Consider the following 26,351-nt stretch of genomic DNA (forward strand, 5'->3'; position numbering starts at 1 on the left):
AGCGTTCTGGCCTAGCAATAGGCCGGAACGCTAACTATATTTATTTGCAATAATGCTTCAATCTACCCGTTCGAGAATTTACTGTTTAGTCCTTTTGCTGGCAAGTTGCCTTCCTGTTTTTGTCCAAGCCCAATCCAGCAAAAAAGAAACCAGGCCATACGTTAGCCTGAATGCCAACTGGTCATTTGCCAAAGACCCGAGCCGACAAGCTACAGCGGCCAATTGGGGCAACCTGAAATGGACAACCGTAAGCGTGCCCCACACCTGGAATGCCTTTGATGTCATGGACGATGAGCCAGGCTATTACCGTGGCATAGGCTGGTACAGGAAAAAACTGAGCCTCAAACCCGAATGGAAGAACAAAAAATTGGCACTTTATTTTGAAGGCGCCAACCAAGAAACCGCTGTTTACCTCAACGGCAAAAAAATAGGCAGCCACCTTGGCGGTTATACTGCCTTTACAGTTCCCTTAGCCAATCTCAAATTTAACGGAACAGACGAAATTGCGGTAAAAGTAGACAATGCCTACAATGAAAATATTGCGCCGTTGACTGCCGATTTTACTTTTTTTGGTGGTTTGTACCGCAATGTGTCGCTCGTGATTACCGATGCCGTACATTTTCAAGACGATCAGTATGCCACCAAAGGCGTTTATGTGCATGCCGATAAGGTATCGGCCCATGGAGCCGAAGTTATCATCAATGGAAGCCTTAGTAATGCCACTGCCGTTCAAAAGAATTTAAACCTGCTGGCCACCTTGATTGATGCCAGCGGAAAGAAAATTGCGGCTACCCAAATTGCCGTGGTCGCCAATGCCAAACAAACCCTTTCGTTTGCATTGCCAGTTCTTTCGGTGAAAAATCCTAATTTGTGGTCGCCGGAAAACCCGTATCTCTACAAAGCCATTATCAGTATCGTTGATGCCAAAACAGGTCGGCCTACAGACGAGGTAACGACCAACGTAGGCCTCCGGTTTTTTAGTTTTGATGCCAACACAGGTTTCTCGCTCAACGGGAAAGCCGTTAAATTAATAGGCGCTAGTCGCCACCAGGATTTTGCAGGCATGGGCAATGCCGTACCATCGAGCTTGCAGGTTAAAGATGTAGAACTGCTCAAAAGCATGGGGGGCAATTTTCTGCGCGTTGCCCACTATCCACAAGATCAGGCCGTGCTTGATGCCTGCGACCGTTTGGGGATTTTAACTTCGGTCGAGATTCCGATTGTAAACGAAATTACCGAAACCGAAGCCTTTACGCGCAACTGCAAAAGCATGCAGGTAGAAATGATCAAACAAAACTACAATCATCCCAGCATCATTATCTGGGCTTACATGAACGAAGTTTTGTTGCGCATGAAATTCAATAACGATCAGCCAAGAAAGCAGCAGTATCTCGATAATATTGCCGTTTTGGCGCAACAATTAGAAGACCTTACACGCGCAACCGATCCTACGCGCTATACCATGATGTCTAACCACGGTGATGTAAACGGCTATACCAAGGCCGGCTTGGTTAAAATACCGATGATTGTAGGTTGGAATTTATACCAAGGCTGGTACGGGGGCAAATCGGAGGATTTTGGGCCGAACTTGGATAAAATCCACCAACAAATACCCGATAAGCCCATGATCATTACCGAGTATGGCGCCGATGTAGATCCGCGCATCCATGCCTTTGCGCCCATTAGGTTCGACAAGAGCTTGGAATATGGTATGCTTTACCACCAAATTTACATCAATGCCATCATGGGCAGACCTTTTGTGGCTGGTGCTGCGGCTTGGAACCTGGCCGATTTCAGCTCGGAAACCCGCGACGAAACCATGCCCCACATCAACAATAAAGGCCTACTGACGTTAGATAGACAGCCTAAAAATACCTATTACCTGTACAAAGCACATTTTAGCGAACAACCTTTCCTTAAAATTGGCGATGGTTCGTGGACCATCAGGGGCGGGGTTGCCCCTGCCAATGGCACTATTTTGGTACAGCCCTTGCAAGTAATCAGTAATACCGACAGCGTAACACTCTTTGTAAATGGCAAAAGCATGGGCCGCCAAGCCGTTAAAGACAGGTTGAGCAATTGGGAAGTGCCTTTTAAAAATGGAATCAACGAAATCAGGGCTGTCGCTACGCATCAAGGTAAAAAGCTAGAAGATAGAACTTCGATCCATTTTGTGCTGCAACCTGATATTTTTGCGCAACAGAATTTAGCTTTTAAGGCCATCAATATCTGCTTGGGCAGTCCACGTCAGTTTATCGATTTCCAGCAAAAAGAAATCTGGTTGCCAAGCCAAGCCTACAAAGCAGGCTCATGGGGCAGTTTGGGTGGCGAGCCTTTCAAAATCAAAAATAGCGGTCGCCAAGCTTATGGCAGCGACAAAAATATCCGTGGTACCTTTAATGATCCGGTTTACCAAACCCAATTAGTGGGTTTAGACGGCTATCAGCTGGACGTGCCCAAAGGGAAATACGAAGTGGTGCTACACTTTGCCGAGCTGATGGGCAATGGCATCCAATCGGTATTGCCGTATAACCTGGATAGCCTTATCGAGGCTAGTAAATCGGCCAATAAGGAAGTGCCCGAGCAACGTATTTTCGACGTCTATTTAAATGGTAAACAGGTTATCGCAAACCTGAACCTGGCCTCTACCTATGGTATAGCCAATAGCGTTCAAAAAAAATTCGATTGTATTGTTGCCGACAATAAGGGCATCCGCATCACATTTAAAAGCGTAAAGGGAAAACCTGTGCTCAATGCCTTGCAGGTGAGAAGAATTGATTAATTTTCAAGGGTAACGCCGTTTTTCGGACAACTCAAAATAAGCAAACATGAAACCACTGCCACAGCGCATTCTTTCTATCGATGTTTTAAGGGCCATGACCATGTTCCTGATGATTTTTGTGAACGATGTGGCAGGGGTAGGCCGTATTCCGAAATGGATTGAGCACACCGCTGCCGATTACGATGGCATGGGTTTTTCTGATCTTATTTTTCCTGCATTTTTGTTTATCGTAGGCCTTTCGTTGCCTTTTGCCATCAAAGCACGCCTCAAAAAAGGCGATTCGTATATCGCCATTCTCTTCCACATTATATTGAGAGCTGCCGCCTTGATCATCATGGGCTTTTTTCACGTGAACATGGAAAATTACAATGGCCATGTAGCGCTGCTAAGCTATCCGGTTTATATGATTATCCTTACCGTTGGTTTCTTTCTTATTTGGCTCGATTACCCAGCTAAACTGGCCAAAGGCTGGAAATATGGTCTCACGGCATTGGGTATTGTTACGGTAGCCATAATGGCTTGCCTGTATAAAGGTGGCAGTAATGAACATCCTAGCGGGATGGAACCTTCGTGGTGGGGCATATTGGGTATTATTGGCTGGGCCTACCTGTTTGCTGCCGTTGCCTATGTGGCTACCCGAGGCAAACTGTTGGTGCTATTGCCAGTATTTATCGCCTTTGCACTCATCAACGTAACCAGCCACATGGATTTGATGCATGTCGACTTATGGATGATTGGCGATGCTTCGTCCATTACACTGATGCTTGGTGGAGCTTTGGCTTCAACCCTGTATTCGCGGTTGGCAAGCCGTGAAAAAAGCAATGTGCTGTGGTTGCTTTTTGCTTTGGCCGGCCTAACCTGTATCGCCTTTGGTTTAATCATCAGGCCACACGCAGGAGGCATTTCCAAAATCTATTCAACTCCGGCTTGGGTATTCATTTGTATGGGCATCACCTGGCTCATGTTCGAACTGCTTATTTGGCTGGTCGATGTAAAAGACAAAAAGAACTGGTTCCGCTTTATTAAGCCGGCTGGAACCAGTACCTTAACTTGTTATTTAATCCCATACCTGCTTTATGCCTTGCTCAGCCTCATCGATTTCAATTACCCCGATTATTTTAATAATGGCATAGGCGGTATCATCAGGTCTTTTTTTGTCGCATTTTTAGTTATCCGTATCGTAGCTTTTTTAGAAAAGAAACACATCCGTTTAAAAATTTAACCATGGTAGCAGTAATCAACAACAGAATCAATCAGCTTTTCTTCGTTTTAATTGGCATAGCCTTGTTGGTAGCCATGAAAATGCCCGAAAGGAAACCAAAGCCAGTGGTAATTGGCTACGTAACCGGTTTCAATGGTTTGGTAGATCCGAGCCAAATTGCGGCAGAGAAGCTCACGCACATCAATTATGCTTTTGTGAACGTAAAAGACAACAAAGCTTTTCTGCAAAACCTCAAAACAGATACCACCAATTTTGCCCGTTTAAATACACTGAAGCAGAAAAATCCAGCCCTGAAAATCCTGATTTCGATCGGGGGCTGGTCGTGGAGCGAGAATTTCTCTAACGCGGTATTGACCGATTCGCTTCGCAAAGGTTTTGCCACAAGTGCAGTCGACATTATTCGCAAATATAGATTGGATGGGGTAGACATCGACTGGGAATACCCAGGCATGCCAGGCGAGCAAGGCAATGTGTACCGGCCGGAAGACAAACAAAATTTTACCTTGATGTTTGAAGCGATTAGGAAAGAACTGGATGTATTGGAAAAAGAAACCGGCAAAAAGAAACTGCTGACTACGGCTACGGGCGGCTTTCCATCGTTTCTGAACAATACCGAAATGGGCAAGGCCGCTAAATACCTGGATTACATCAACCTCATGACCTACGATTATTACTCGTGGAAACAGGCCGGTCATCACACCAATCTATACGATTCGAAAACCTCGCCTGCGGAAAACTCGGCCGATAAGGCTATCAAAGCTTACCTAGCTGCTGGTGTTCCAGCATCAAAAATCGTGATGGGTATTGCCTTTTATGGCCGTAACTTCAAGTTGAGCCCAACGGCGCAAAAAGGCCTGGGCGATACCATTTTAGATTCGGGCAACAGCTATGGCAGGGGCTATACTTTTATGAAAGACAGCCTTATCAACAAAAAGGGCTTTGTCGAATATAAAGACGAGGATGCCAAAGCGCCATACCTGTTCAATGCCGAAACCAAGCAGTACATTACCTACGATAACGAATGGTCGGTGGCCCATAAATGCGAGTACGTGCTCAAAAATAAACTGGGTGGCGTCATGTTTTGGGAGTACAGCTCAGACCGCAAAAACTACTTGTTAGATCAGATTACCAAAAGTTTCAACTAAAATATGTTCAAAAAATCAGCTGCCTTACTCATAATTAACCTCTTGGGAATAAGTTTGTTGCTTCAGGCGCAAACTTCCAAACGTCTCAACAACAACTGGGAATTTGTAAAAGAAGACTTGGGAGGCGTTTGGGAAGCCGTGAGGCCAGTAAAGGCCGGCAACCCCGAAGAAATGCCTTATTGGCAAAAAGTAAGCCTGCCACACTGTTTCAACGCAACCGATGCCGTTGATCCCGATGTAAATTACTACCAAGGCCCGGGTTGGTACCGTACCCATATTGAGGTAGCCAATCCTTATGCCAAAGGCAGGACTTTATTGCATTTTGAAGGCGCCGGGCAGAAAACGCAAGTCTATATTTATACCACCAAGGTGGCCGAACATGTGGGTGGCTATGACGAATGGACGGCAGATATTACCGATGCGGTAGCAAAATTCAAGCAATCGCCTTTGTTTAAGGGGCAGTTTAAGGGCAAGGTGCCTGTTATTATCCGTTGCGACAATTCGCGCGATTTGGAAATGATACCTTCTAATCTGTCTGATTTTAATGTGTATGGCGGCCTTTACCGCTACCTCAATCTCGTTTATACGCCACAGCTCAGCGTCGATAAACTGTTTGCCCATGCCATGGTTGATGCCAAAGGAACATTGGGTAAATTGACCGTAAAAGCAAGATTACTGAACCCAGATATGCTAAAAGAGGCCACGTTTAAAATCAGCGTAATCGATCCGAATGGCAAAGTTGTGGGCGATTGGAGCAAGGCCTTGCCCACATTTCAAGGCGACGAACTGCTCTGGGAAACTTCCCTCAAATCGCCAAAATTGTGGTCGCCAGATCTGCCACAGCAATATGAAATCAAATTAAGTATTACAGCCAATGGCGAAACCTCGGTGATGACCGAAAAAGTGGGCTTCCGCAATTTTGAGTTTGTCAAGAAAGGACCTTTTATGCTCAACGGTAAGCGCCTGTTGTTGCGCGGTACCCACAGACACGAAGATCATGCGGGTGTAGGAGCCGCCATGACCGAAGACATGATCGCGACCGAAATGAAGCTCATGAAAGAAATGGGCGTTAACTTTATTCGTTTGGGGCATTACCAGCAATCGCGAATCGTGTTGAACCTGTGCGACAGTCTGGGTATTTTGGTTTGGGAAGAAATTCCTTGGTGCCGAGGCGGCTTGGGCGGTCCGGTTTATCAGCAACAAGCCAAAAGAATGCTGACCAACATGATTGAGCAGCATTACAACCACCCGTCGATCATCATTTGGGGCTTGGGCAACGAAAACGACTGGCCAGGCGATTTCAGCGAGTTTGACCAACAAAAAATCAGGGCATTTATGAAGGAATTGAACGATTTGTCGCACAAATTAGATCCTTCAAGAAATACCGCCATCCGCCGTTGCGATTTTTGTCGCGATATTGTGGATGTGTATTCGCCGTCTATATGGGCAGGCTGGTACCGTGGCGATTACACCGAGTACAAACAGGTTTCGTTAGACGAGTTTAACAAATCTGACCGCTTTTTGCATGTAGAGTGGGGTGGCGACAGCCATGCCCGCAGGCATTCGGAAAACCCGGATAATGCCTTGAGCAAAATCAAAAAAGGCGGTGGTGCCGACGAGCGCGCAGGCGACGCATCGCTATATGGTGGCGCAGCGCGCGTAAGCAAAGACGGCGATTGGAGCGAAAGCTATATAGCCAACCTCATCGACTGGCACTTGAAAGAGCAGGAAACCATGCCTTGGCTCAGCGGTACGGCTTATTGGCCGTTTAAGGATTTCTCTACGCCGATCAGGCCCGAAAATCCGGTTCCTTATGTGAACCAAAAAGGAGTAATTGAACGCGATTTTACCAAGAAAGAAGCCTTTTATATTTTCCAATCCTACTGGACAACTACGCCAATGGTACATCTTTATGGCCATACTTGGCCGATACGTTGGGGTACCGAAGGCGAGGAGAAGATGGTGAAAGTTTACTCCAATTGCGACGAAGCCGAACTTTTTGTAAACGGCAAGAGCTTTGGCGTGAAGAAAAGAAACAGCCAGGACTTTCCGGCGGCTGGCTTACGTTGGCAGGTGCCAATGAGCAAAGGCAAATATACCTTCAAGGTTGTGGCTAAAAAAGGCAAAACAACGGTAACCGACGAAATTGTGCAAGAATACCAAACCGATAAATGGGGCAAGCCAGCACAATTGACTTTGGAGAAAATAGACGAAAAAGACGGCGTAGTTACTTTGGAAGCCAAATTGTTCGATGCCCAAAAAGTACTGTGTTTAGATGCTGTAAATCAAGTGGCTTTTGGCTTGGTTGGCGACGGCGAACTGATTAAGGATCAAGGTACATCTACAGGTTCATCTAAAGTGCAGCTGTACAATGGCCGAGCCATCATTAAGGTAAAAACCAATCAGGGTAAAAGCGTGGTAAGTGTGCAGTCGAAAGGCATGCCTACCGTATTTTTGAACTTAAACTAATGAGAACATCATCCCTATTGTTTGTGGTATTGGTGGCGATGGCCATCAATACTTTTGCCCAAAAAACCTCCATAGCACAACAGGTAGCCGCTGTGTTAAAAGAACAGGTACGCAAAGAAGCGGCTTGGGCTATGCAACAACAGCCCGTGACGGTGACTGCCGAAAGCTCGCCAAGAAGTGCGGGTGGCAAACACGATTTCTTTTCGGAAGCCGATTACTTTTGGCCAAATCCGAAAAATCCGGACGGGCCATACATTAACCGCGACGGCGAAACTAACCCGAATAATTTTGTAGCCCATCGCAAGGCCATGATCCGTTTCAGCACCATCATTGGCGCTTTGGCCTCGGCCTATAAAATTACTGGTGACGAGAAATATGCTCAACAGGCCCTCAAACACCTAAAAGCCTGGTTTGTAGATCAGGAAACGCTAATGAACCCTAACCTGTCTTTTGCGCAGGCGGTAAAAGGATCTTCTACCGGACGCAGCTGGGGCATTATCGATACCATTCATTTGATGGAAGTAGCCCAAGGCATGCTGGTGCTCGAAAAAGCCAAAGCATTTGATGCATCCACAACCGCTGCCATCAAAAAATGGTTTGCCGATTATATCCTTTGGCTCAACACCAGCAAAAATGGAAAGGCCGAAAAAAACTCGAAAAATAACCATAGTACCTGCTGGGCCATGCAAGTGGCTTCGTTTGCCAAATTGTGCAACGACCAGGCCATGCTCGATTCGTTGCGTAGCCGTTATAAAACGGTATTGTTGCCCAACCAAATGGCAGTTAATGGCAGTTTCCCTTTAGAATTGGAACGTACCAAGGCCTATGGCTATTCGATATTTAATTTAGATGCCATGGTCATGGTTTGCCAGATTTTATCTACCCCGAAAGACAACCTATGGGCATTTGAAACTGCCGATGGCAAATCGATCAGAAAAGGAATAGAATTTCTCTATCCTTTCGTAGCCGATAAAAGCAAATGGACCCTAAAACCTGATGTCATGTTTTGGGAAAACTGGCCGGTGGCACAGCCGTTTTTGGTTTTTGGTGCCAACCAATACAAAAACCAGGCATGGTTCAATACTTGGAAAAGGCTGGATTTAAAGCCAACGGTAGAAGAGGTAATCCGGAATTTGCCAATTAGGCATCCTTTAATTTGGTTATAAGATGAAGTTATTTAAAGAAGTCCGTCAATCGGGATATGCCATCCTGCCGGCAGGCGGAGTATCCACACCTGAAAAATCTGGTTTTTTATGCTTGTTTTCTCGTTGGTTGGGATGTGTCATCCCGGCCGCACCTGATTATGGATTTTTAATCCATAGCAGGAAAATTGGCTTATGTATGGGGCTGTTTTTTTGGGCTTTCACCGCCTCGGCTCAGCAAGCCTGGCAATCCAAATACGTTAAAATACAAGGAGGCAAATTGCAATACATCCCAGACGAACAGGGCAACATCATTCCCGATTTCAGCAGGGTAGGCTATCACCAAAACGAAAAAGCCATCCCTAACGTGGCCGTGGTTGCTACGCTTTCGGCAACTGGTGAAAACGACCAGCAGCGCATTCAGGATGCGATTGACGAATTGGCCCGCAAACCTGCCGATGCAAGAGGCATCCGTGGCGCTATTCTATTGAAAAAGGGTGAATACAAAATTCCTGAAAGCCTGCGTATTTCGGTAGGAGGCATTGTTTTGCGTGGAGAAGGAGAAGCGACCAAGCTGATTGCTACAGGCAAAGGACAACGGAAAACCATTATCGCCTCTGGCACGGGAAAAGCAGTAGAAATACCTAATTCGAGGGTGAAAATTGCCGATAAATATGTGCCGTTGGGAGCTAAAAGCTTTCAGGTGGCCGATGCTTCGGGTTTTAAAGTGGGAGATGCCATCATGGTGTACCGGCCGGGTACCCAAAAATGGATTTCCGACTTAAAAATGGATCAGATCGAAGCCCAAGCCAACACGGTACAATGGAAGCCGAGCGATTACAACTTCAATTTCGAGCGCAGGATTACTGCCATCAAAGGTAATACCATTTTTATCGATAATCCCATTGTGATGGCCATGGAAGAACAATATGGCGGTGGCGAAATCTACAAATACAGTTTTGCTGGCCGTATTGCAGAAGTAGGCATCGAAAATATGTGGCTCGAATCAGAATATGCCAACGATACCGACGAAGACCATGGTTGGGATGCCATTTCGTTTAACCGTATCGAAAACAGTTGGGTAAGTGCCGTAACCAGTCGCTATTTTGGCTATTCGTGCGTAAACCTGGGTGGCGAAAGCAAGCAAATTACCGTAAAAGACAGCAAATGCCTGGCACCAAAATCGAAAATAGAAGGAGGTAGAAGGTATTCGTTCAACAACGACGGCCAATTGAATTTGGTGATGAACTGCTTCGCTTCCGAAGGCCGGCACGATTATGTAACCGGTGCTAAAGTGTGTGGCCCAAATGTATTCTACAGCTGCGTTTCCGAAAAGGCCAAGGCCGATATCGGTCCGCACCACCGCTGGGCCATGGGCACTTTGTACGATAACGTGGTGAGCGACGGCGAAATCAACAGCCAAGACCGTGGCAATTGGGGTACCGGCCATGGCTGGGCAGGGGTAAATCAGGTGTTTTGGAATTGCAAGGCCTCCAAAGCAGCCATTCAAGATCCCTATGTAAGTGGCAAAAACTATGTGATTGGTTTAACGGCCAAGCCCTACGAGGGTAGGTTAAAAGGCCGTCCGGCCACAGCATGGGATGGCCAAGGCGGAGCAGGGTTGCAACCTGTTTCATTATATGCAAAACAAGTAGAGGAAAACAAAAAACGATAAATTATGAAGTTGAAAACTAGTCTATTCGCCTTGTTGATCCCGGTTTGCGGGGCAGTACAAGCGCAGAAAGTTAACGTAGCCAAGGCTTTTGCAGATGCAGCCAAACAAACTGATGTACTGATCAGGAACGTAGATTCGGCCAGAAAAATAAAACCGGCGCAGGTTTCGCCGCGAACCGTAGAAAACGGACAATTTAAAATGGTAGTTTCGAGAGATTGGACCAGTGGTTTCTTTCCGGCCGAACTGTGGTATTTCTATCAATACACCAAAGACAAAAAATGGCTCGAACTGGCTAAAAAATATACAGAGGATGTCAAAAAAGAACAGTTTAACAAGGGTACGCACGATTTGGGCTTTATGGTTTTCTGTCCCTTTGGCAACGGCTACCGCTTAACCGGCGATCCGGCTTACCGTGAGGTAATTATCCAAGCCGCTAAATCGCTTTCTACGCGTTTCAATGCCAAGGCCGGTGTGATCAAATCGTGGGACCACAATGGCGACAAGTGGAAATACCCTGTAATTATCGATAACATGATGAATTTGGAGCTGTTGTTTGAAGCGACAAAATTCACTGGTGATTCTTCTTTCTACAAAATTGCCGTTTCGCATGCCAATACCACCATGAAAAATCATTTTCGCTCTGATTTTAGCTCTTGGCACGTGATTGATTACGATACCTTGACCGGCAACGTACGCAACAAGCTGACGGCACAAGGCTACAGCAACGAATCGGCATGGGCTAGGGGGCAGGCTTGGGGCTTGTACGGTTATACTTTGTGCTATCGCTATACCAAAAACCCGGTTTATTTGAAACAGGCTGAAGCTATTGCCAAGTTTATTTTGAACAACCCAACCCAAAACAAGGATTTGGTGCCTTACTGGGATTACAATGCGCCAAATATCCCAAATGCGCCTAGAGATGCTTCGGCTGCTGCCATTACCGCTTCGGCATTCTACGAATTAGCCAATTACAGTAAAGCCGACAAATACAAAGAACTGGCCGATAAGATACTGACTAGCTTAACCAATAGCTACCGCTCGCCAATTGGCAAAAATTATGGATTTATCCTCGAGCACAGCACCGGACACTTGCCGGCCAAAAGCGAAATCGATGTGCCGATCAATTATGCCGATTATTATTACCTAGAAGCTTTGTGGAGAAGCAAAGGGTACCAATACAAGTAAACCTATTTTCTTACTGCCGTAGGCCCTTTCAGCACGATTGAAAGGGCCTCTTTTTTTGATTTTGGAAAAAGAATGGATATATTTAGTGTTCCAACACGAAATTTTGAGGGCTTTCAGGTACATATTTTCTTTGGCGCTGCTTTGGGCCATAGCGCTTGTTTTGGCAAATGCCCAATCGCTACCCATCAAATTCAAGCATTTTTCTTACAAGGAAGGTTTGGTTCAAAGTCCAATATCGAGCTTTTTGCAAGACGATGATGGTTTTATCTGGTTCGGCAACCTCAAAGGCCTGACCCGCTACGACGGCTATAAATTCAAAACCTATATCTTCGACCCAAAACAGTCGAAAAGTTTGAGCAACAATCGGGTAAACATTCTTTTTAAGGATGTAGACAAAAACCTGTGGATAGGCACGGCCAACGGCGTAAACCTGTACAACCGCAACGACGACAATTTTACGGCTATCGATGTACGCGAGGTAAAAGGCGGGCGTAACTATATTTCTTCCATCGTACAGGATCATCAAAAGAATTTGTGGATCGGAACTTTCGGTGGCCTTAAAAAACTGAACCGCAAAACCCTGAAGCTCGAAGACCTTGCCCATGATCCGAATGATCCAGAATTCAGGAACAGTGCTATTTTCTCGCTTTTTATCGACCGTAACAACCAGATTTGGGCGGGTACCAAAGCAGGATTGAGAAAGTTTGATCCCGCTACCGGAAAAACGCTTCCATTACCTGCCGTATTTGCTGGACTGAACGAGATGCCTAAATCCCGCATTTTGGTTATCAGGCAGGATTTTGACGGTAATTTATGGTTTGGTACCGAAGTTTCGGGGGTGTTCAAATACAGTCCGCAGGCAGATGCAGTGCAGAAATACCTTTCTTCCGGCAATCCCAACAGCATTTCGTCAGACTGGATCAAGGATATTTTGGTGTACGATAAAAACAACATCTGGTTTGCCACCCGCAACGGCTTGAGTACGCTTAACCTGCAAAGCAACAAGTTCGTTAATTATAGACATGATCCGCTGAACGACAACAGTTTGAACGACGACGCGATATGGTCGCTCATGAAAGACAAAAATGCCTGTGTTTGGATTGGCACTTTCTCGGGGGTGATCAATTTCTATTACGCAGGCAATTCGAATTTTCAGAACATTGGCGAGCGCATTGGCGATAAGCTCGGCTTGAACCATATTTTAGTGAATGGTATAGTGGAAGACAACGACGGCTCGCTATGGGTAGGTACTTCGGGTGGTGGCTTAAACCATATCGACAGGAAAGCCAGAACCAGTTCGTACTATCCCATTGGGGCCAAAAACAATGCCCGGCCCAGCAACGGCGTCAAATCGATGGCCGACGACAAGAAAGGCAATTTATGGATCGGTTCTTTGGATGGATTGAGCCTTTTTAACAAAAGCACCAAGCAATTTAAATATTACGAGTTTCCGGTACGCGACGGCAAGCTGAGCGAAAACCTGATCCTCTCTATTTTGCCCTATAACAATGGGGCTTGGATCGGCACTAACGGTGGTGGTTTGCGCTATGTACTGCAAGACGGCCAGTCGCCCATACTGCTCAGAAAAGACACCCATGTGGGCATCAAAGGTGGGCAATCCATCAGCGATAATTTTGTGACGGCTTTGTTGGAAGACGAACAGCACAACATTTGGGTAGGTACGCAGAACGGCCTAAATTATTATGATGTCAAGCTAGGCAAAATGACCAAGCTCTACCGCAAAATCAAGAACAGTAAACCCTACCAGATCAGTAACAGCAACATCACCACGCTATTTATCGATTCAAAAAAACAGCTGTGGGCAGGTACGGAAGGTGGCGGACTGAACTATTTCGACCAAAAGCACGATCGTTTTTACGCCATCAGCAAGGATTTGGGCCTCGGCGACGACGTGATCCATGCCATTTTGGAAGACGAACTGAAAAACATTTGGATCAGCACCGATTTAGGGCTCTACAAGCTCGTTTTCAAGAACCAAAAATTGCCCTTTACCAAGGAAAATCTAAGCATTACAAGCTATACCTCAAACGATGGACTGATCAGCAGTCAGTTTTCTACACAAGCGGGCGTAAGGCTTAAAACCGGCGAAATCGTGTTTGGTGGTATCAATGGACTGTCTATTTTTTATCCAGACCGCATCATCAAGAACAATTACCGGCCCAAAGTTGCGTTGACCAACCTCTTGGTCAACAACAAAGAGGTTGCCGTTAGTCCGAAAAATTCGCCTTTGAGCCAATCCATTACGCAGGCCTCGTCTATTACGGTGCCTTATGATCAAAGCAACCTGAGCATCGAATTTTCGGCTTTAAATTTCATCAATTCCGAAAACAACCAATATGCCTATAAGCTCGAAGGTTTGCCAGCGGGCGACGAGTGGCAACCCATTGGTAAACAACGGGTGGTGAATTTTGCCAATCTGGCTCCAGGCAATTATGTGCTGAAGGTAAAGGCCGCCAACAACGACGGCATTTGGAGCAATTTTGAAAGAACGATCAAGATCAAAGTATTGCCGCCTTGGTACCAAACCTGGTGGGCCATTTTGATTTATGCGGTAATCTTGTTTTTGATAGGCCGAACCATTTACAGTTTCTTGAAAAACCGCGCTAATTTAAAGCGCGAATTGTATTTAGAGCAGTTGCAAAACGAACGCCAGGAAGAATTGCACCAAATGAAGATCGATTTCTTTACCAATATTTCGCACGAAATCCGTACCCCTTTAACGCTGATCTTGGGTCCGTTGGAGAAAATGGTGCTCAGTTCGGGGGCACATACCGTATTTTACAAGCAATTATTGCAGGTACAACACAATGCCAACCGGCTGATGCGCTTGGTAACCGAACTGATGGATTTTAGGAAGGCCGAAAGCGGACACATGAAGCTCGCCTTTTCCAACTGCAATTTGGTGAAGTTTGCCGAGGAAATCTACCTATCGTTTCAAAACCTTGCCGAAGACAAGCGTATTGCGTACGAATTTGTCTGTGCGGAGAACGAAATCATGGTGTATTTTGACAAAGACCATTTCGAGAAGGTGCTGTTCAATCTCCTTTCAAATGCCTTTAAGTTTACACCAGAAGGGGGCAAGATCGGCTTCAGCATTAAGCGTATGACCGATTCGGTAAGTATTTCGGTTACTGATAACGGCAAGGGCATTTCGCCGAAAAACATTGATAAGCTATTTAACAAGTTCTTTCAGGTATACAACGCCGAAGTTTCGAATAACGGTTATGGCATTGGTTTAGCCTTGTCGAAAAGCATTGTGGAACTACATAAAGGTACAATTGAAGTCAGCAGCAATACCGAAACCATATTTACGGTTATGTTACCTTTGGGTTCGGCACATTTAGACCAAAGTTTGTTGCTTCCAGAATATATGAACAGCGACAATCCGGTACATTATTATTTGCAATCGCAGGCCAATACCATTTTAACTGCCGAAACGCCGGCAGTACAAGCTATAAAATATACCCTTTTGGTGATTGAAGATAACCAGGAGCTGAGAAGTTTTATCAAAGAATCGTTTCACGACCAATATAAGGTTTTGCAGGCCGCCAATGGTGCCGATGGCTTGGCTTCAGCCTTGGAAAACATGCCCGATCTGATCATCAGCGATGTAATGATGCCCGAAATGGACGGTTTGGAGCTCTGCAGGCGCGTAAAAAGCGATGAAAGGATCAACCATATTCCGGTGATGTTGCTCACTGCTAGGGCAGCGTATATTCACCAGGTTAACGGGCTGGAAAAAGGTGCCGATGCCTACATTACGAAGCCGTTTAGCATTCAGGTATTGGCGCTCAACATCAAGAATATTCTAGCTACAAAAGAGGCGGGCCGGCAGCGGATGATGCGTGAGGTGTTGCTCAATCCGCAACCCCTTGAAATCGTATCGCCCGATGAAAAGTTTATCAGCAAACTGATGGCCATCATCGAACAGCACCTCGACGATCCCGAATTCGACGTTGCCAAAATTGTGCAGGAGGTAGGCATGAGCAAAACCGTTTTGTACAAAAAAATACAGGCGCTTACCAATTTGTCGGTAGCCGATTTGATCAAGTCTATTCGCCTCAAAAAAGCGGCGATGCTATTGGAGAACAATCAGCTAAGCATTGCCGAGATTGCCTTTTCGGTAGGCTTTAGCGATAGGAAGTACTTTAGCAAGGAGTTTAAGAAGCAGTATAACTGCTCGCCATCAGAATACATTGCGATGCACGCCAAGACTTAGGCTTTCCTTGCTGGCATGCTTGCCAATAGTTTTATTCCCCTCCCTTGGAGGGGTGCCTGAAAGGTGGGGTGGTTTTTCGCCTCCTTGCCGGCGGGGCAGGTCCTTTCTCCTTGATGAGAAAGTGCCAAAGAATCAAGGCTTCAAACCTTTGTGGCAAATCCTAAACCTCCGCTCGATGGCGCAAGGCCAAGCCGTGTGTAGGCTAAGTGCTTCATTAACGTTGCTGCAACACTGCTGCGCCCTTGCTTGTGCTGTTCAGCATGAAAGTTGCTGCAAAGCTCCATTTTGTCTTTGCTTCCAAAGCTTTGGAGGCCGCATGGCGAAGTAACAAGGCTTGTGCTTAAAAAACTTATAACGTTGCATTAGCTACAACTTTAAAACCTTCAAACTTTGCAACATTTCAACCTTAAACCTTCCAGCAACTCTGCATCAGCCACAACCTTCCTGCCTTCCAACCTTGCAGCCTTCCAGTTTCCAACACCCTCTAGCCCAATTTTACCCCTAATTAGGGAAGAATTTACCCCCTGTTTGCTGGGGCTTGTCTACATATTTGTTCAAACCAAATATCAAACGTTATGAACCAGGGACGAATCTTTGTAGGCTATCTCAAGCCAAGTGTACAGCATTTCGCATAAATCATCAGGAAACCATATTTTCAGCCTTCCAAAATCCAAACGATTTAACCCAGGCCTAAGACAGCGATGGCAAGGGTTTTTGCGATGCACCAACAATAAATTAACCAAATAATTAATCCAAATTGAATGAAACTATTCTACGAATTAAAAAGTAGGTATTTGCAAATTGCCCCGCACAAGGCAAGGCAAATAGGCTATGTGCTATTAATAGCTATGGCCTGTTGCTTTTTTGCACAGCGTACCTATGCCCAAAACAGAACCATTACAGGTACCGTAACCGATAAGGGCCAAGGGCTGCCTATTCCAGGAGTATCGGTAAAAATAAAAGGAAGCCAAACCGTGGCAATTACCAACGGCGATGGCAAGTACAGCATCAGCGCGCCTGCCGGACCGGTGACCTTGATTTTTGCCTACATCGGTTTTACCCAGCAGGAGATTACCGTAACGGGCGCTACGCAAAACGTGAGTCTGGCCGAAGCCAAAACCGATTTAGAAGAGGTAGTGGTAGTGGCCTATGGCACGCAAAAGCGATCTGACATTACCAGTGCGGTAGTTACTTTAGACAGCAAGGAGATTTTAAAATCGCCAACCTCTAACGTTACCAACAGCTTGGTGGGCAAGGTAACGGGCTTAACCGCCGTACAACAGGGCGGGCAGCCGGGACGCGATGCGGCCAATATCAATATCCGCGGTATTTCTACCTACAACAGCTCTGGCGCTATCATTATTGTTGACGGCGTTGAACGACCAGAGTTTGGCAATATCGACCCCAACGAAATCGAAAACATCAGTATCTTAAAAGATGCGGCCTCAACGGCTGTTTATGGTATCCGCGGTGCCAACGGTGTTATTGTGGTCACCACCAAAGGCGGCAAGGAGGGCAGGCCAAGGGTGAGCTATAGCGGCAACTACAGCCTGCAAAGCTTTACTGGTTTGCCAAAAACGCTCAATTCGTACGACAATGCCTTCCTGATTAACGAAGCCAACCGAAACGATGGCTTAACCGAAACCTGGGGGCAGGACGAATTGCAGAAATTCAAGGACCATTCCGATCCGCTGGGCTATCCAGATGTGAACTGGCTGGATTACTTGACCAAGGATTACTATGGCCAAACCCAGCACAACGTGAACGTAAGCGGCGGTACCAAGGTCATTAAATATTATGTATCGGCGGGTTACTTGTACCAAGACGGAATTTTCAAAAAGTTCTATTCGCCTTTTGGCATCAATACTACCCCCAACTTTAACCGCTACAATTTCAGGTCTAACTTAGACATTAATTTAAGCAAGGATTTGACCGTGGGCATCAGGTTGGGTGGCCGGTTGGAAAGAATTTATACGCCAGCGGGTTTGCGCTCTGATGGCTTCCCTTACAACAACTTCGAAGGGATGATTTCGAGGGCCTTGCAAACGCCAAATTTTGCCTTTCCGGTAACCTTGCCCGATGGACGTATTGCCCAAAATTCGGCCGTAGGCACCAACGTTTGGAACCCGCTGGCGGTAATTTCGCGCTATGGTACCCGTAACGACGATAACAATACCATTGAAAGTACCTTTAACGTCAATTACAAAATGGATTGGCTCACCAAAGGCCTCTCGTTTAAAACCACTTTTGCCTACGATTCTTACTTCACCAGCAATACCGAGCGTAACGCCAATTGGGCGGCTTACAAATACGACAGAAGAACGGGTGTAATTACTTTAGAGGCCGATAAGCCCCGCGACGAGCCTTTGGGCACCTTAAATTCGTTCAGCGGCGGCAATATCGTTTTCGAATTGCAATCGGGCTTCAATTACCAGCGCAGCTTTAACAAGCACAACGTTACGGCTTTGGCCTTGTTTACTCGCAGGCTGGTGAATGTGGAAGGCGGTACAGCCAGAACATCGCCACCAAGGGCTGCGCAAGGCTTGGTCAACAGGTTAGGCTATAACTACGACGAAAGATATTATGCCGAATTTACTTCTGCCTATAACGGATCGGAAAACTTTGCGCCTGGACTTCGCTACGGTTTCTTTCCAGCGGTTTCGGCCGGATGGAACCTGCACCGCGAAAATTTCCTGAAAGACAACAAGGTCATCAATTTCCTGAAAATAAGGGGCAGTTATGGTAAAGTGGGTAATGACCAACTCGACTCGCGTTTTCTTTACCTAACCGATTATGCAGTAACCAGTGGCGGTATCCAGTTTGGCTTGCCAACTTCGTTGGTAAACTACAGCACGGTCGATGTATTGAATGGCCTGCCGGGAAATCCGCTGGTAACTTGGGAAACCGGAATCAAAAGAAACATCGGCTTTGAGAGCAGGCTGTTCAACAGCGCGTTAAAATTCAACGTCGATTTGTTTGATGAAACCCGAAAAGACATCTTAACACAAAGAGGCTCGGGCTTTACCATGTTTGGCTTAACTTATCCACGCCTAAATATCGGCGAGGTTTATAACAAGGGTTATGAAGTGGAACTTGATTACGAGCGCAAAATGGGCAACGTATCGGTAGGCCTGAACGCGCAAATGAGTTTCTCGCGCAACAGAATCGTCAATAGAGATGAACCTTTGTATGCGCCCGAGTACCAAAAGCAGCAAGGCAAAAGGGTAGGCCAGTACTTTGGCTTCAAAACCGCAGGTTTCTATAATTCGCAGGCCGATATCAATGCCTGGCCGGTTAACCAATTGGGTGCCGTAGTGCCCGGCGATTTGAAATTTGTTGACATCAATGGCGATGGCGTAATCAACAACGACGACAGAACGGCCATCGGCTACTCAAGAAACCCCGAATACATTTACAGCTTCTCGCCTCGCGTATCGTGGAAAGGCTTCTCGTTGTCGATCTTGTTCCAAGGCGTAGCCAACGTAAGTTCCGATTTGATTTTGGCTGAAAACAACAACGGCTCGCAGATGTACGAGTTCATGTTGGATAGGTGGACACCAGCTACGGCAGCTACGGCTACATGGCCAGCGCTGCATTCGAGAGGCGTAACTTCTCCAAACTACAGCCTCAACGACTTTACCTTGCAAAATGCAGCTTACCTTAAAATCCGTAATGCCGAGTTCTCGTGGACGGTACCCGATCGTTGGGTAAAAGCTTTGCGGTTAAACGGGTTGAGGTTGTTCTTGAATGGTCAAAACCTGTATACCTGGACCAAGTTTAAGATGTATTACGATCCGGAGAACATCAATACATCGGTGACCAATTTCAGCAAGCAATCGCTTTATCCTTCCTCAAAGGTTTACAATATCGGCCTTAACCTTTCACTATAAGCTTACAGACATGAAAATATTAAAATATACATTAACCGTATTTGTCTTGGTGGCAGTGTCGTTGCTTTCGGCCTGTAAAAAAGACTTTTTAGAACGTACGCCGGGTGTGGCGCTATCGGAAGAGGCGGTATTTGCCGATCCTATTTTGTCGGCACAGTTTGCCGACAAGGCCTATACCTATCTGGTTGACGATTATGTGCGTTTTGATACGCACCGCGGTGCCAGCTCACAAGCCTCAGACGAAGCCGTTTCGGGTACGTCGAACAGCTCGATCAGGTATTTGAACCAAGGCTTGTTCCACGACCATTCAGATCGTGTGGCCGCCATTAACGATATCCGCGATATATGGGCCAGAGCCTACGCAGGCATCAGGGTCACCAACGTGATGCTCGCCAAATTGCCAAACGTGCCTTGGACGGCTGTACAATCGCCTAAAAGGATAGAAGGCGAAATGCACTTTATCAGGGCATTTTTGTACTTCGAACTGATCAAACGCTTTGGCGGTGTGCCTTTAATCGAACGTGCCTACGGCGTTAACGAGAACTTAGATATTCCGAGGAATACCTATCAGCAATGCCTAAACCTGATTTTGGCCGATTTAGACAATGCAGAAGCCAACCTGCCGGAGGATTATGACAATGCCAACTACGGCCGTGCCACCATAGGCGCTGCCAAAGCCTTAAGGGCAAGGGCTTTATTGTATGCCGCCAGCAAGCTGAACAACGAAAGCAATGATTTGAGCAAATGGGCAGCGGCGGCCGCCGCCGCAAAATCGGTGATGGATATGAACAAATATACCTTGCAGAATACCTACAGCGATATTTTGAACGTAGCCGAATCGCCAGAATACATCATGATCAAAATCAGGGGGCCAAGAGCCAACTCTGAGAATAAGATCGTCGATTTTGCACAGTCGCCGGGATCGGGCGCCATTTCGGGTTCGATGAATCCTACCCAAAACCACGTGGATTTGTACGAAATGAAAAACGGAAAGGCCATTACCGATCCAACTTCGGGCTACAATCCGCAGGCACCTTATGCCAACCGCGATCCACGTTTGGGCTTCAACGTATTGTACAACGACCAAACCTGGCAAGGTCGCAAGCTCGAAATGTGGTACACCGAAACCACCAATTCAAGTGGACAGAAAGTCATTACCTACAGCCGCGACTGGAACGCAACCAACCCGATTTATACGGCTACCAGATACTATTGCCGCAAATATTGGCCAGAGCCTTACATCAGAAACGTGGCCGGAACGGCTTTGTTGAACTTTGTGTATTTCCGCTATGCCGAAGTATTGCTCAACTACGCCGAAGCGCAAAACGAAGCTGTCGGTCCTGATGCCAGCGTTTATGCGGCCATTAACCAAATCAGGAGCAGGGGTCGTGGCGTGGCTTCGGTACCTGTTGCCGAAAGGGTAGATATGCCCGATTTGCCTGCAGGCCTAACCCAAGAGCAGATGCGTGCGCGCATCCGCAACGAAAGGGCCGTTGAGCTGGCTTTCGAAGACCACCGCTGGTACGACATCATGCGCTGGAAAGCTGGTCCGGAAATCGTGGCACAGCCTGTTTATGGCATGAACATCCTCAAAAATGCCAACGGAACTTTCACCTATAACAAAGTATTGCTGCCCAATACGTTTCAGAAGGTTTTCTTAGACCACATGCATCGTTATCCTATCCCTCGCACAGAGATCAATAAGAGCAACAACATTCTTATTCAAAATCCGGGATGGTAAAAATTAACATTAACGATCAAAATTAACCGATATGAACTTCACAAAATTCAGCTATATAAGTTGCCTCCTGTTGATTTTAACCTTAGGGATAGGACAGCTGTGGGCGCAAACCCCTAACCAGACCATTACCGTGTCGGGCAAGGTGGTTGATGATAAAAATGCACCTATAGCAGGGGTAAGCATTCTCATTCAAGAAAAAAAGAGCGGCAATTTGACGGCTGCCGATGGTACCTTCTCGTTTGAAGCCAGTACCAACGACCAGATCATCTTCCAGATGCCGGGCTACCTCATCGTCAGCAAATCGGCCAGCGAGGTAAGCAAAGCAACCATTACGCTTACGCCAGCCTTAATCGAAGCCGATAACAACGACGACGTATTTATTCCTTTTGGTGTCAGAAAAAAACGCCAGGTGAGTGCTACCATCAGCACCGTAAACGTAAGCGAATTGCCCCAGTTGCCTTTGTCTACGTTAAACAACACACTTTCGGGCCGTTTGGCGGGATTGTACATTCAGCAAACGGGCACCAGACCGGGTACAGACGATGCCAGCTTTTTGGTTCGCGGCCGTTCGTCGTACAACAATGGTCAGGCACCATTGGTATTGGTGGATGGCGTAGAGCGCGATTTCGTTGACATGGATCTGTTGGAAATCGAAAGCATCAGCGTATTGAAAGACGCCGCTTCTTTGGCCTGGTATGGCATGAGCGGCAGCAATGGCGTCATCTATGTGCGTACCAAAAGAGGCAGCGCCACCAGTACCAAAGTAACTTTCGATGCACAGGGCGGCTTGCAAACCCCGGTAAATATAACCCGCCCGCTGGATTCGTACAGCTATGCCACGCTTTACAACGAAGCACAGGCCAACAGTGGCATTGCGCCTTTGTACAGCGCTTCGGTATTGCAGGCTTACCGCGATAATTCAAACCCACAGCTCTATCCCAACAACAATTTGGTGAAAGAATTTATGAAAAATGCTTCGCCTGTGCAGCGTTACGTAGGTACGGTAAGTGGCGGCAATGCTTTCGCCAGGTACTTCACCATGTTCAGCTTTTATGATCAATCAGGATTGTACAAAGGCGCCAGCAACCCCAGCTACGATGCCAATACCAATTTTCAGCGCATCAACTTCCGTACAAATCTGGATATTCACGTGAACAAGACTTTAGACGTCAGCCTTGATGTAGGCGGACGTTCGGCAAGCATCCGCTACCCGCGCGATGGCAATGGCAACTTCTTGTCGACCATTTTCGGCACGCCATCAAACGCGTTTCCTATTCTAAATGCCGATGGCAGCTATGGCGGTACCTCCTTGTTCAGGAGCAATCCAAAGGCCATGTTGGAATCGAGAGGCAACATTACCGATTTAACCCGGACCCTCTTAGCCAATGTAAGCGCCAAGCAACAATTAAATTTCATCACCAAAGGCCTATCGTTAAATGCCTTCTATTCATACGATGTAACCAGTTTGTACACTTCAGGTTTTACACAGAACTACGAGGTTTACGAATATAATCCAACCACGGCCAGTTATGCCCGTTTTGGTACCAAAGCCATTTTGGATTACGCCGCTTCTGATTTTAACGGCAACGTAAGGCGCAACGAGTTTTGGGGCGGATTGGATTACGACCGTACTTTTGGCAACCATGCCTTCAATGTTTCATCACGCGTGATGCGTGGCGTAGTAGCTACCCCGGGATCGCTTTTGGATAGGAGAGAACAATGGTCAAACCGTATTTCCTACGGCTTTAAGCAACGCTATTTTGTGGACCTGATTGGAACCTTGGCGGCTTCAGAAACCTTCATGCCGGGCAAGAGAAGCGGTTTCTTCCCTGCAGTTTCGGCCGGATGGATCGCTTCTGACGAATCGTTCCTTAAAAACGCCAAGTTTTTGGATTATCTAAAAGTTAGAGCTTCTTATGGTTTAGTAGGCAACGATGCCATCAGCACCAGCAGGAGGTTCATGTTCAACACCTATTACAACCGTGGCGGTACCGGCTATTTGTTTGGTACAGGCTATACGGCAAGTGTCAATACCACCGAAGCCGAACTGGCCAACCCTGATTTGACTTGGGAAAGAGCCAAAAAAGCCGATGTAGGTGTTGACTTTAAGCTTTTCAAGCAAATGATTTCTGTGTCAGCCGATTACTTCCACGAAAACAGGACCAAATTACTGACCAATTCCTTATTGCCAGCCATTATCGGCCAAAGCAGCGGTCAGGTTAACGATGGCGAAGCCGAATACAAAGGTTTCGAAACCTCGTTGAACTTCAACAAAAAGCTGGGTGACTTCAATTTGAACGTGTATGGCAACTATACCCATGTAAAAAGCAACATCATCCGTTTAAACCAGGAACCGGGCTTGCCAGCCTACCAAAGGGAAATCGGCTTCCCCATCAGTGGAGTGGTAAATGGAAGTGATTTTAACCGCAGGTTCCTCATTTCGCAGGGCTTGTTCCAAAACCAGGCAGAAATCGACGCGGCACCGGTACAGCGCTTTTCGGGAACGGTTAAGCCCGGCGATATCCGCTACAAAGACATCAATGGCGATGGCGTGATCGATAATTTCGATTTTGTACAGATGGACTACAGCAACGTTCCTACCGATTATTACGGTTTTGGGGCTTCGGTAAGCTACAAAGGCTTCGATTTGTCGGTGTTGTTTCAAGGTACGCATGGACGAAGCATCCAAATCAGTTCTTTGGTGAACCAAGGTTCGTCTAACACGGGCTACATCAACCAGTTTAGCGTTGACCGTTGGACGCCTGAAACCGCTGCCACCGCAAAATACCCGCGCTTGGCCTTGGCCGATAGGGGCAACAATACCCAGGTATCCGACTACTGGATCCGTTCTGGCGATTACTTAAGGCTCAAGCATGCCGAAATCGGCTACACCTTAAACTCTTCTTTCGTGAAGAAGATCAAGCTGCAGTCGATCAGGTTCTATGTCAGCGGCTTCAACTTGCTCACTTTCGATAAGCTGGGCGATTTGCCGATCGATCCTGAGATTCCAGAATCGGGCTACATCAACTCTTACCCTTATTTGCGCTCTTATGCACTGGGCCTAAACGTTAAATTTTAAATCGACTTTAAAACATAAAGTATGAAGACATTAAAAATTGCAGCCGCCTTATTGATCGGTACCGCCTTGTTTGCGGGCTGTAAAGACTTTTTGCAGGACGGTTCGCTGGCCGAAGGCCCGATCACTTCGCAAGAAACCTGGGCCAACGACAACTATGCCCGTGGCATCTTGAACAACGCTTATTTCGCGGTACCCGACCGCTTTAATTTAGACGGCAATGGAGCCATGCAGGCTTCGGGAAGCGACGAGGCGGTCAATTCCAACCTCAACTCGAGCATCAATACCTTTAACAACGGCACCTGGAGCCCGGTAAGAACCGTGGATGACATGTACGGCAGCTTGTACGAAGGCCTGCGCATCGTGAACCTGTTTATGGCCAACGTGCAAACCAGCGGCATCACTTCGCAACCTTCCGAACTGACCTCGCCAACCGCGGCCGATCAGACCTTGCAGGCGCAAATCAACCGCCTAAAAGGACAAGCCTTTTTCTTGAGGGCTTATTTCCATTTCGAATTGTTAGCGCGTTACGGCCGTATTGTGTTGGCCACCAAAGTGTTCGATAGAAACGAAAACCTCAACCTGCCGAGAAATACCTTTCAGGAATGTGTAGATCAAATCGCTTTAGACTGCGATTCGGCTATCGCACGCTTGCCCTTGTGGACACAAACCTGGTCGTCGGCACAAAGAGGCCGGGCTACGCAAACCGCGGCGATGGCTCTAAAAGCAAGGCTATTCCTGTATGCCGCCAGTCCGCAGTACAATCCCACCAACGATTTAACCAAATGGCAAAAAGCCGCCGATGCCGCTAAAGCTTTGATCGATAAAAACGTGCACTCTTTGTTAAGCGATTACCGTAATCCTTTCTTGTTTGGCGCCAATCCCTACAACAACGAAGTGATTTTCGAAACCCAAACGCCAAATCGCAACGATATTGAGCAAAACAATGCCCCGATCAGCTATGATGGCGCTCTGGGTCGTACCAATCCCACCCAAGAGCTGGTCGATGCCTTCGAAATGCGCACTACCGGTAGGCCAATTACCGATGCTGCTTCAGGTTACAATGCCAATGCGCCCTATACCAACCGCGATAACCGCTTGGCCTTTACCATTTTCTGCAACGGCGTGGTGTATAAAAGCCCGAAAACCGTTGATACCTACATTGGTGGCAAAGACGGTATTGGCGCCAATGTGAACGCCACCAAAACGGGGTATTACATGCGCAAGTTCTTTAATGATGCCGTTACCTGGAACCAACAGTCTAATACATTGTCAAGAAGGCCATGGGTTATTTTCCGCTACGCGGAGGTATTGCTCAACTACGCCGAAGCCTTAAACGAAGCACAAGGCCCGGTTCCCGCAGTATACACCTACATCAACATGGTGAGACAACGCACTGGAGTGGCCTTGCCTGCGCTACAAAGCACTAACGCAGCGGGCAACGGCTATGTGCCAGCCACCAAGGAAGCCATGCGCCTACGCATCCAAAACGAGCGTAGGGTAGAGCTGTGTTTCGAAGGCCATCGCTTTTTCGATGTGCGCAGATGGAACAAAGGCGAAGAGTTTTTCAACAAGCCCGTTACCGGTATGAGGATCACCAGAAACGCCACGAACGGCACTTTCAGCTACGAGCGCTTTACGGTCGAAAACCGGGTGTTCTCAGCTAAAAACTACCTGTATCCTATTTCGCAAAGCAACTTAAACAGAGCGCCTGCCTTGGGCCAAAATCAAGGTTATTAATAAAAACTAAAACCAAAAACATGTTAAAACTAAATTACTGGGCA

The 26,351-nt window shown here is 46.9% G+C and carries 12 protein-coding genes; all 12 read left to right on the top strand.

Annotated features, from left to right (window positions below; translation table 11 throughout):
• Positions 1 to 52: 52 nt before the first annotated feature.
• The 12 genes from AC6H1S_RS07905 to AC6H1S_RS07960 all read left to right on the top strand — a co-directional run bounded on the left by AC6H1S_RS07905 (position 53) and on the right by AC6H1S_RS07960 (position 26,307).
• Positions 53 to 2,782 (top strand): glycoside hydrolase family 2 TIM barrel-domain containing protein, encoded by a 2,730-nt coding sequence (locus AC6H1S_RS07905; RefSeq protein WP_497565786.1) that lies wholly within the window; start codon positions 53 to 55, stop codon positions 2,780 to 2,782.
• Between the two features lie 46 nt (positions 2,783 to 2,828).
• The gene (locus tag AC6H1S_RS07910; RefSeq protein ID WP_497565787.1) at positions 2,829 to 4,004 is read left to right on the top strand and encodes a DUF5009 domain-containing protein; all 1,176 of its coding nucleotides are present in this window, start codon (positions 2,829 to 2,831) and stop codon (positions 4,002 to 4,004) included.
• Positions 4,005 to 4,006: 2 nt separating this feature from the next.
• Complete coding sequence (locus tag AC6H1S_RS07915; protein WP_233165715.1) at positions 4,007 to 5,149, top strand: glycoside hydrolase family 18 protein; 1,143 nt, start codon at positions 4,007 to 4,009, stop codon at positions 5,147 to 5,149.
• Between the two features lie 3 nt (positions 5,150 to 5,152).
• Positions 5,153 to 7,618 carry a glycoside hydrolase family 2 TIM barrel-domain containing protein gene (locus AC6H1S_RS07920; RefSeq protein ID WP_497565788.1) on the top strand — a complete coding sequence of 822 codons (2,466 nt, stop codon included), beginning with the start codon at positions 5,153 to 5,155 and terminating at the stop codon, positions 7,616 to 7,618.
• Positions 7,618 to 8,784: an alginate lyase family protein gene (locus AC6H1S_RS07925; RefSeq protein ID WP_497565789.1), complete on the top strand. Its 1,167-nt coding sequence runs from the start codon at positions 7,618 to 7,620 to the stop codon at positions 8,782 to 8,784. The genes AC6H1S_RS07920 and AC6H1S_RS07925 overlap by 1 nt, the downstream gene beginning before the upstream one ends.
• Position 8,785: 1 nt before the next feature.
• Positions 8,786 to 10,435: a hypothetical protein gene (locus tag AC6H1S_RS07930; protein WP_497565790.1), complete on the top strand. Its 1,650-nt coding sequence runs from the start codon at positions 8,786 to 8,788 to the stop codon at positions 10,433 to 10,435.
• 3 nt (positions 10,436 to 10,438) lie between these two features.
• On the top strand, positions 10,439 to 11,620 hold the full coding sequence (locus tag AC6H1S_RS07935; RefSeq protein ID WP_497565791.1) for a glycoside hydrolase family 88 protein: 1,182 nt from the start codon (positions 10,439 to 10,441) through the stop codon (positions 11,618 to 11,620).
• Positions 11,621 to 11,705: 85 nt separating this feature from the next.
• Positions 11,706 to 15,860 (top strand): hybrid sensor histidine kinase/response regulator transcription factor, encoded by a 4,155-nt coding sequence (locus AC6H1S_RS07940; protein ID WP_497565792.1) that lies wholly within the window; start codon positions 11,706 to 11,708, stop codon positions 15,858 to 15,860.
• Between the two features lie 761 nt (positions 15,861 to 16,621).
• Positions 16,622 to 19,750 carry a SusC/RagA family TonB-linked outer membrane protein gene (locus tag AC6H1S_RS07945; RefSeq protein ID WP_497565793.1) on the top strand — a complete coding sequence of 1,043 codons (3,129 nt, stop codon included), beginning with the start codon at positions 16,622 to 16,624 and terminating at the stop codon, positions 19,748 to 19,750.
• A 10-nt stretch (positions 19,751 to 19,760) separates the two neighbouring features.
• A complete protein-coding gene (locus AC6H1S_RS07950) occupies positions 19,761 to 21,491 on the top strand; it encodes a RagB/SusD family nutrient uptake outer membrane protein (protein ID WP_497565794.1) in 1,731 nt (576 codons plus the stop codon).
• A 31-nt stretch (positions 21,492 to 21,522) separates the two neighbouring features.
• Positions 21,523 to 24,570 (top strand): SusC/RagA family TonB-linked outer membrane protein, encoded by a 3,048-nt coding sequence (locus AC6H1S_RS07955; protein WP_497565795.1) that lies wholly within the window; start codon positions 21,523 to 21,525, stop codon positions 24,568 to 24,570.
• A 21-nt stretch (positions 24,571 to 24,591) separates the two neighbouring features.
• Entirely contained in the window at positions 24,592 to 26,307 is a 1,716-nt protein-coding gene (locus tag AC6H1S_RS07960; RefSeq protein WP_497565796.1) for a RagB/SusD family nutrient uptake outer membrane protein, read from the top strand.
• Positions 26,308 to 26,351 lie beyond the last annotated feature (44 nt).

The sequence above is a fragment of the Pedobacter sp. TM02 genome (assembly GCF_059705275.1).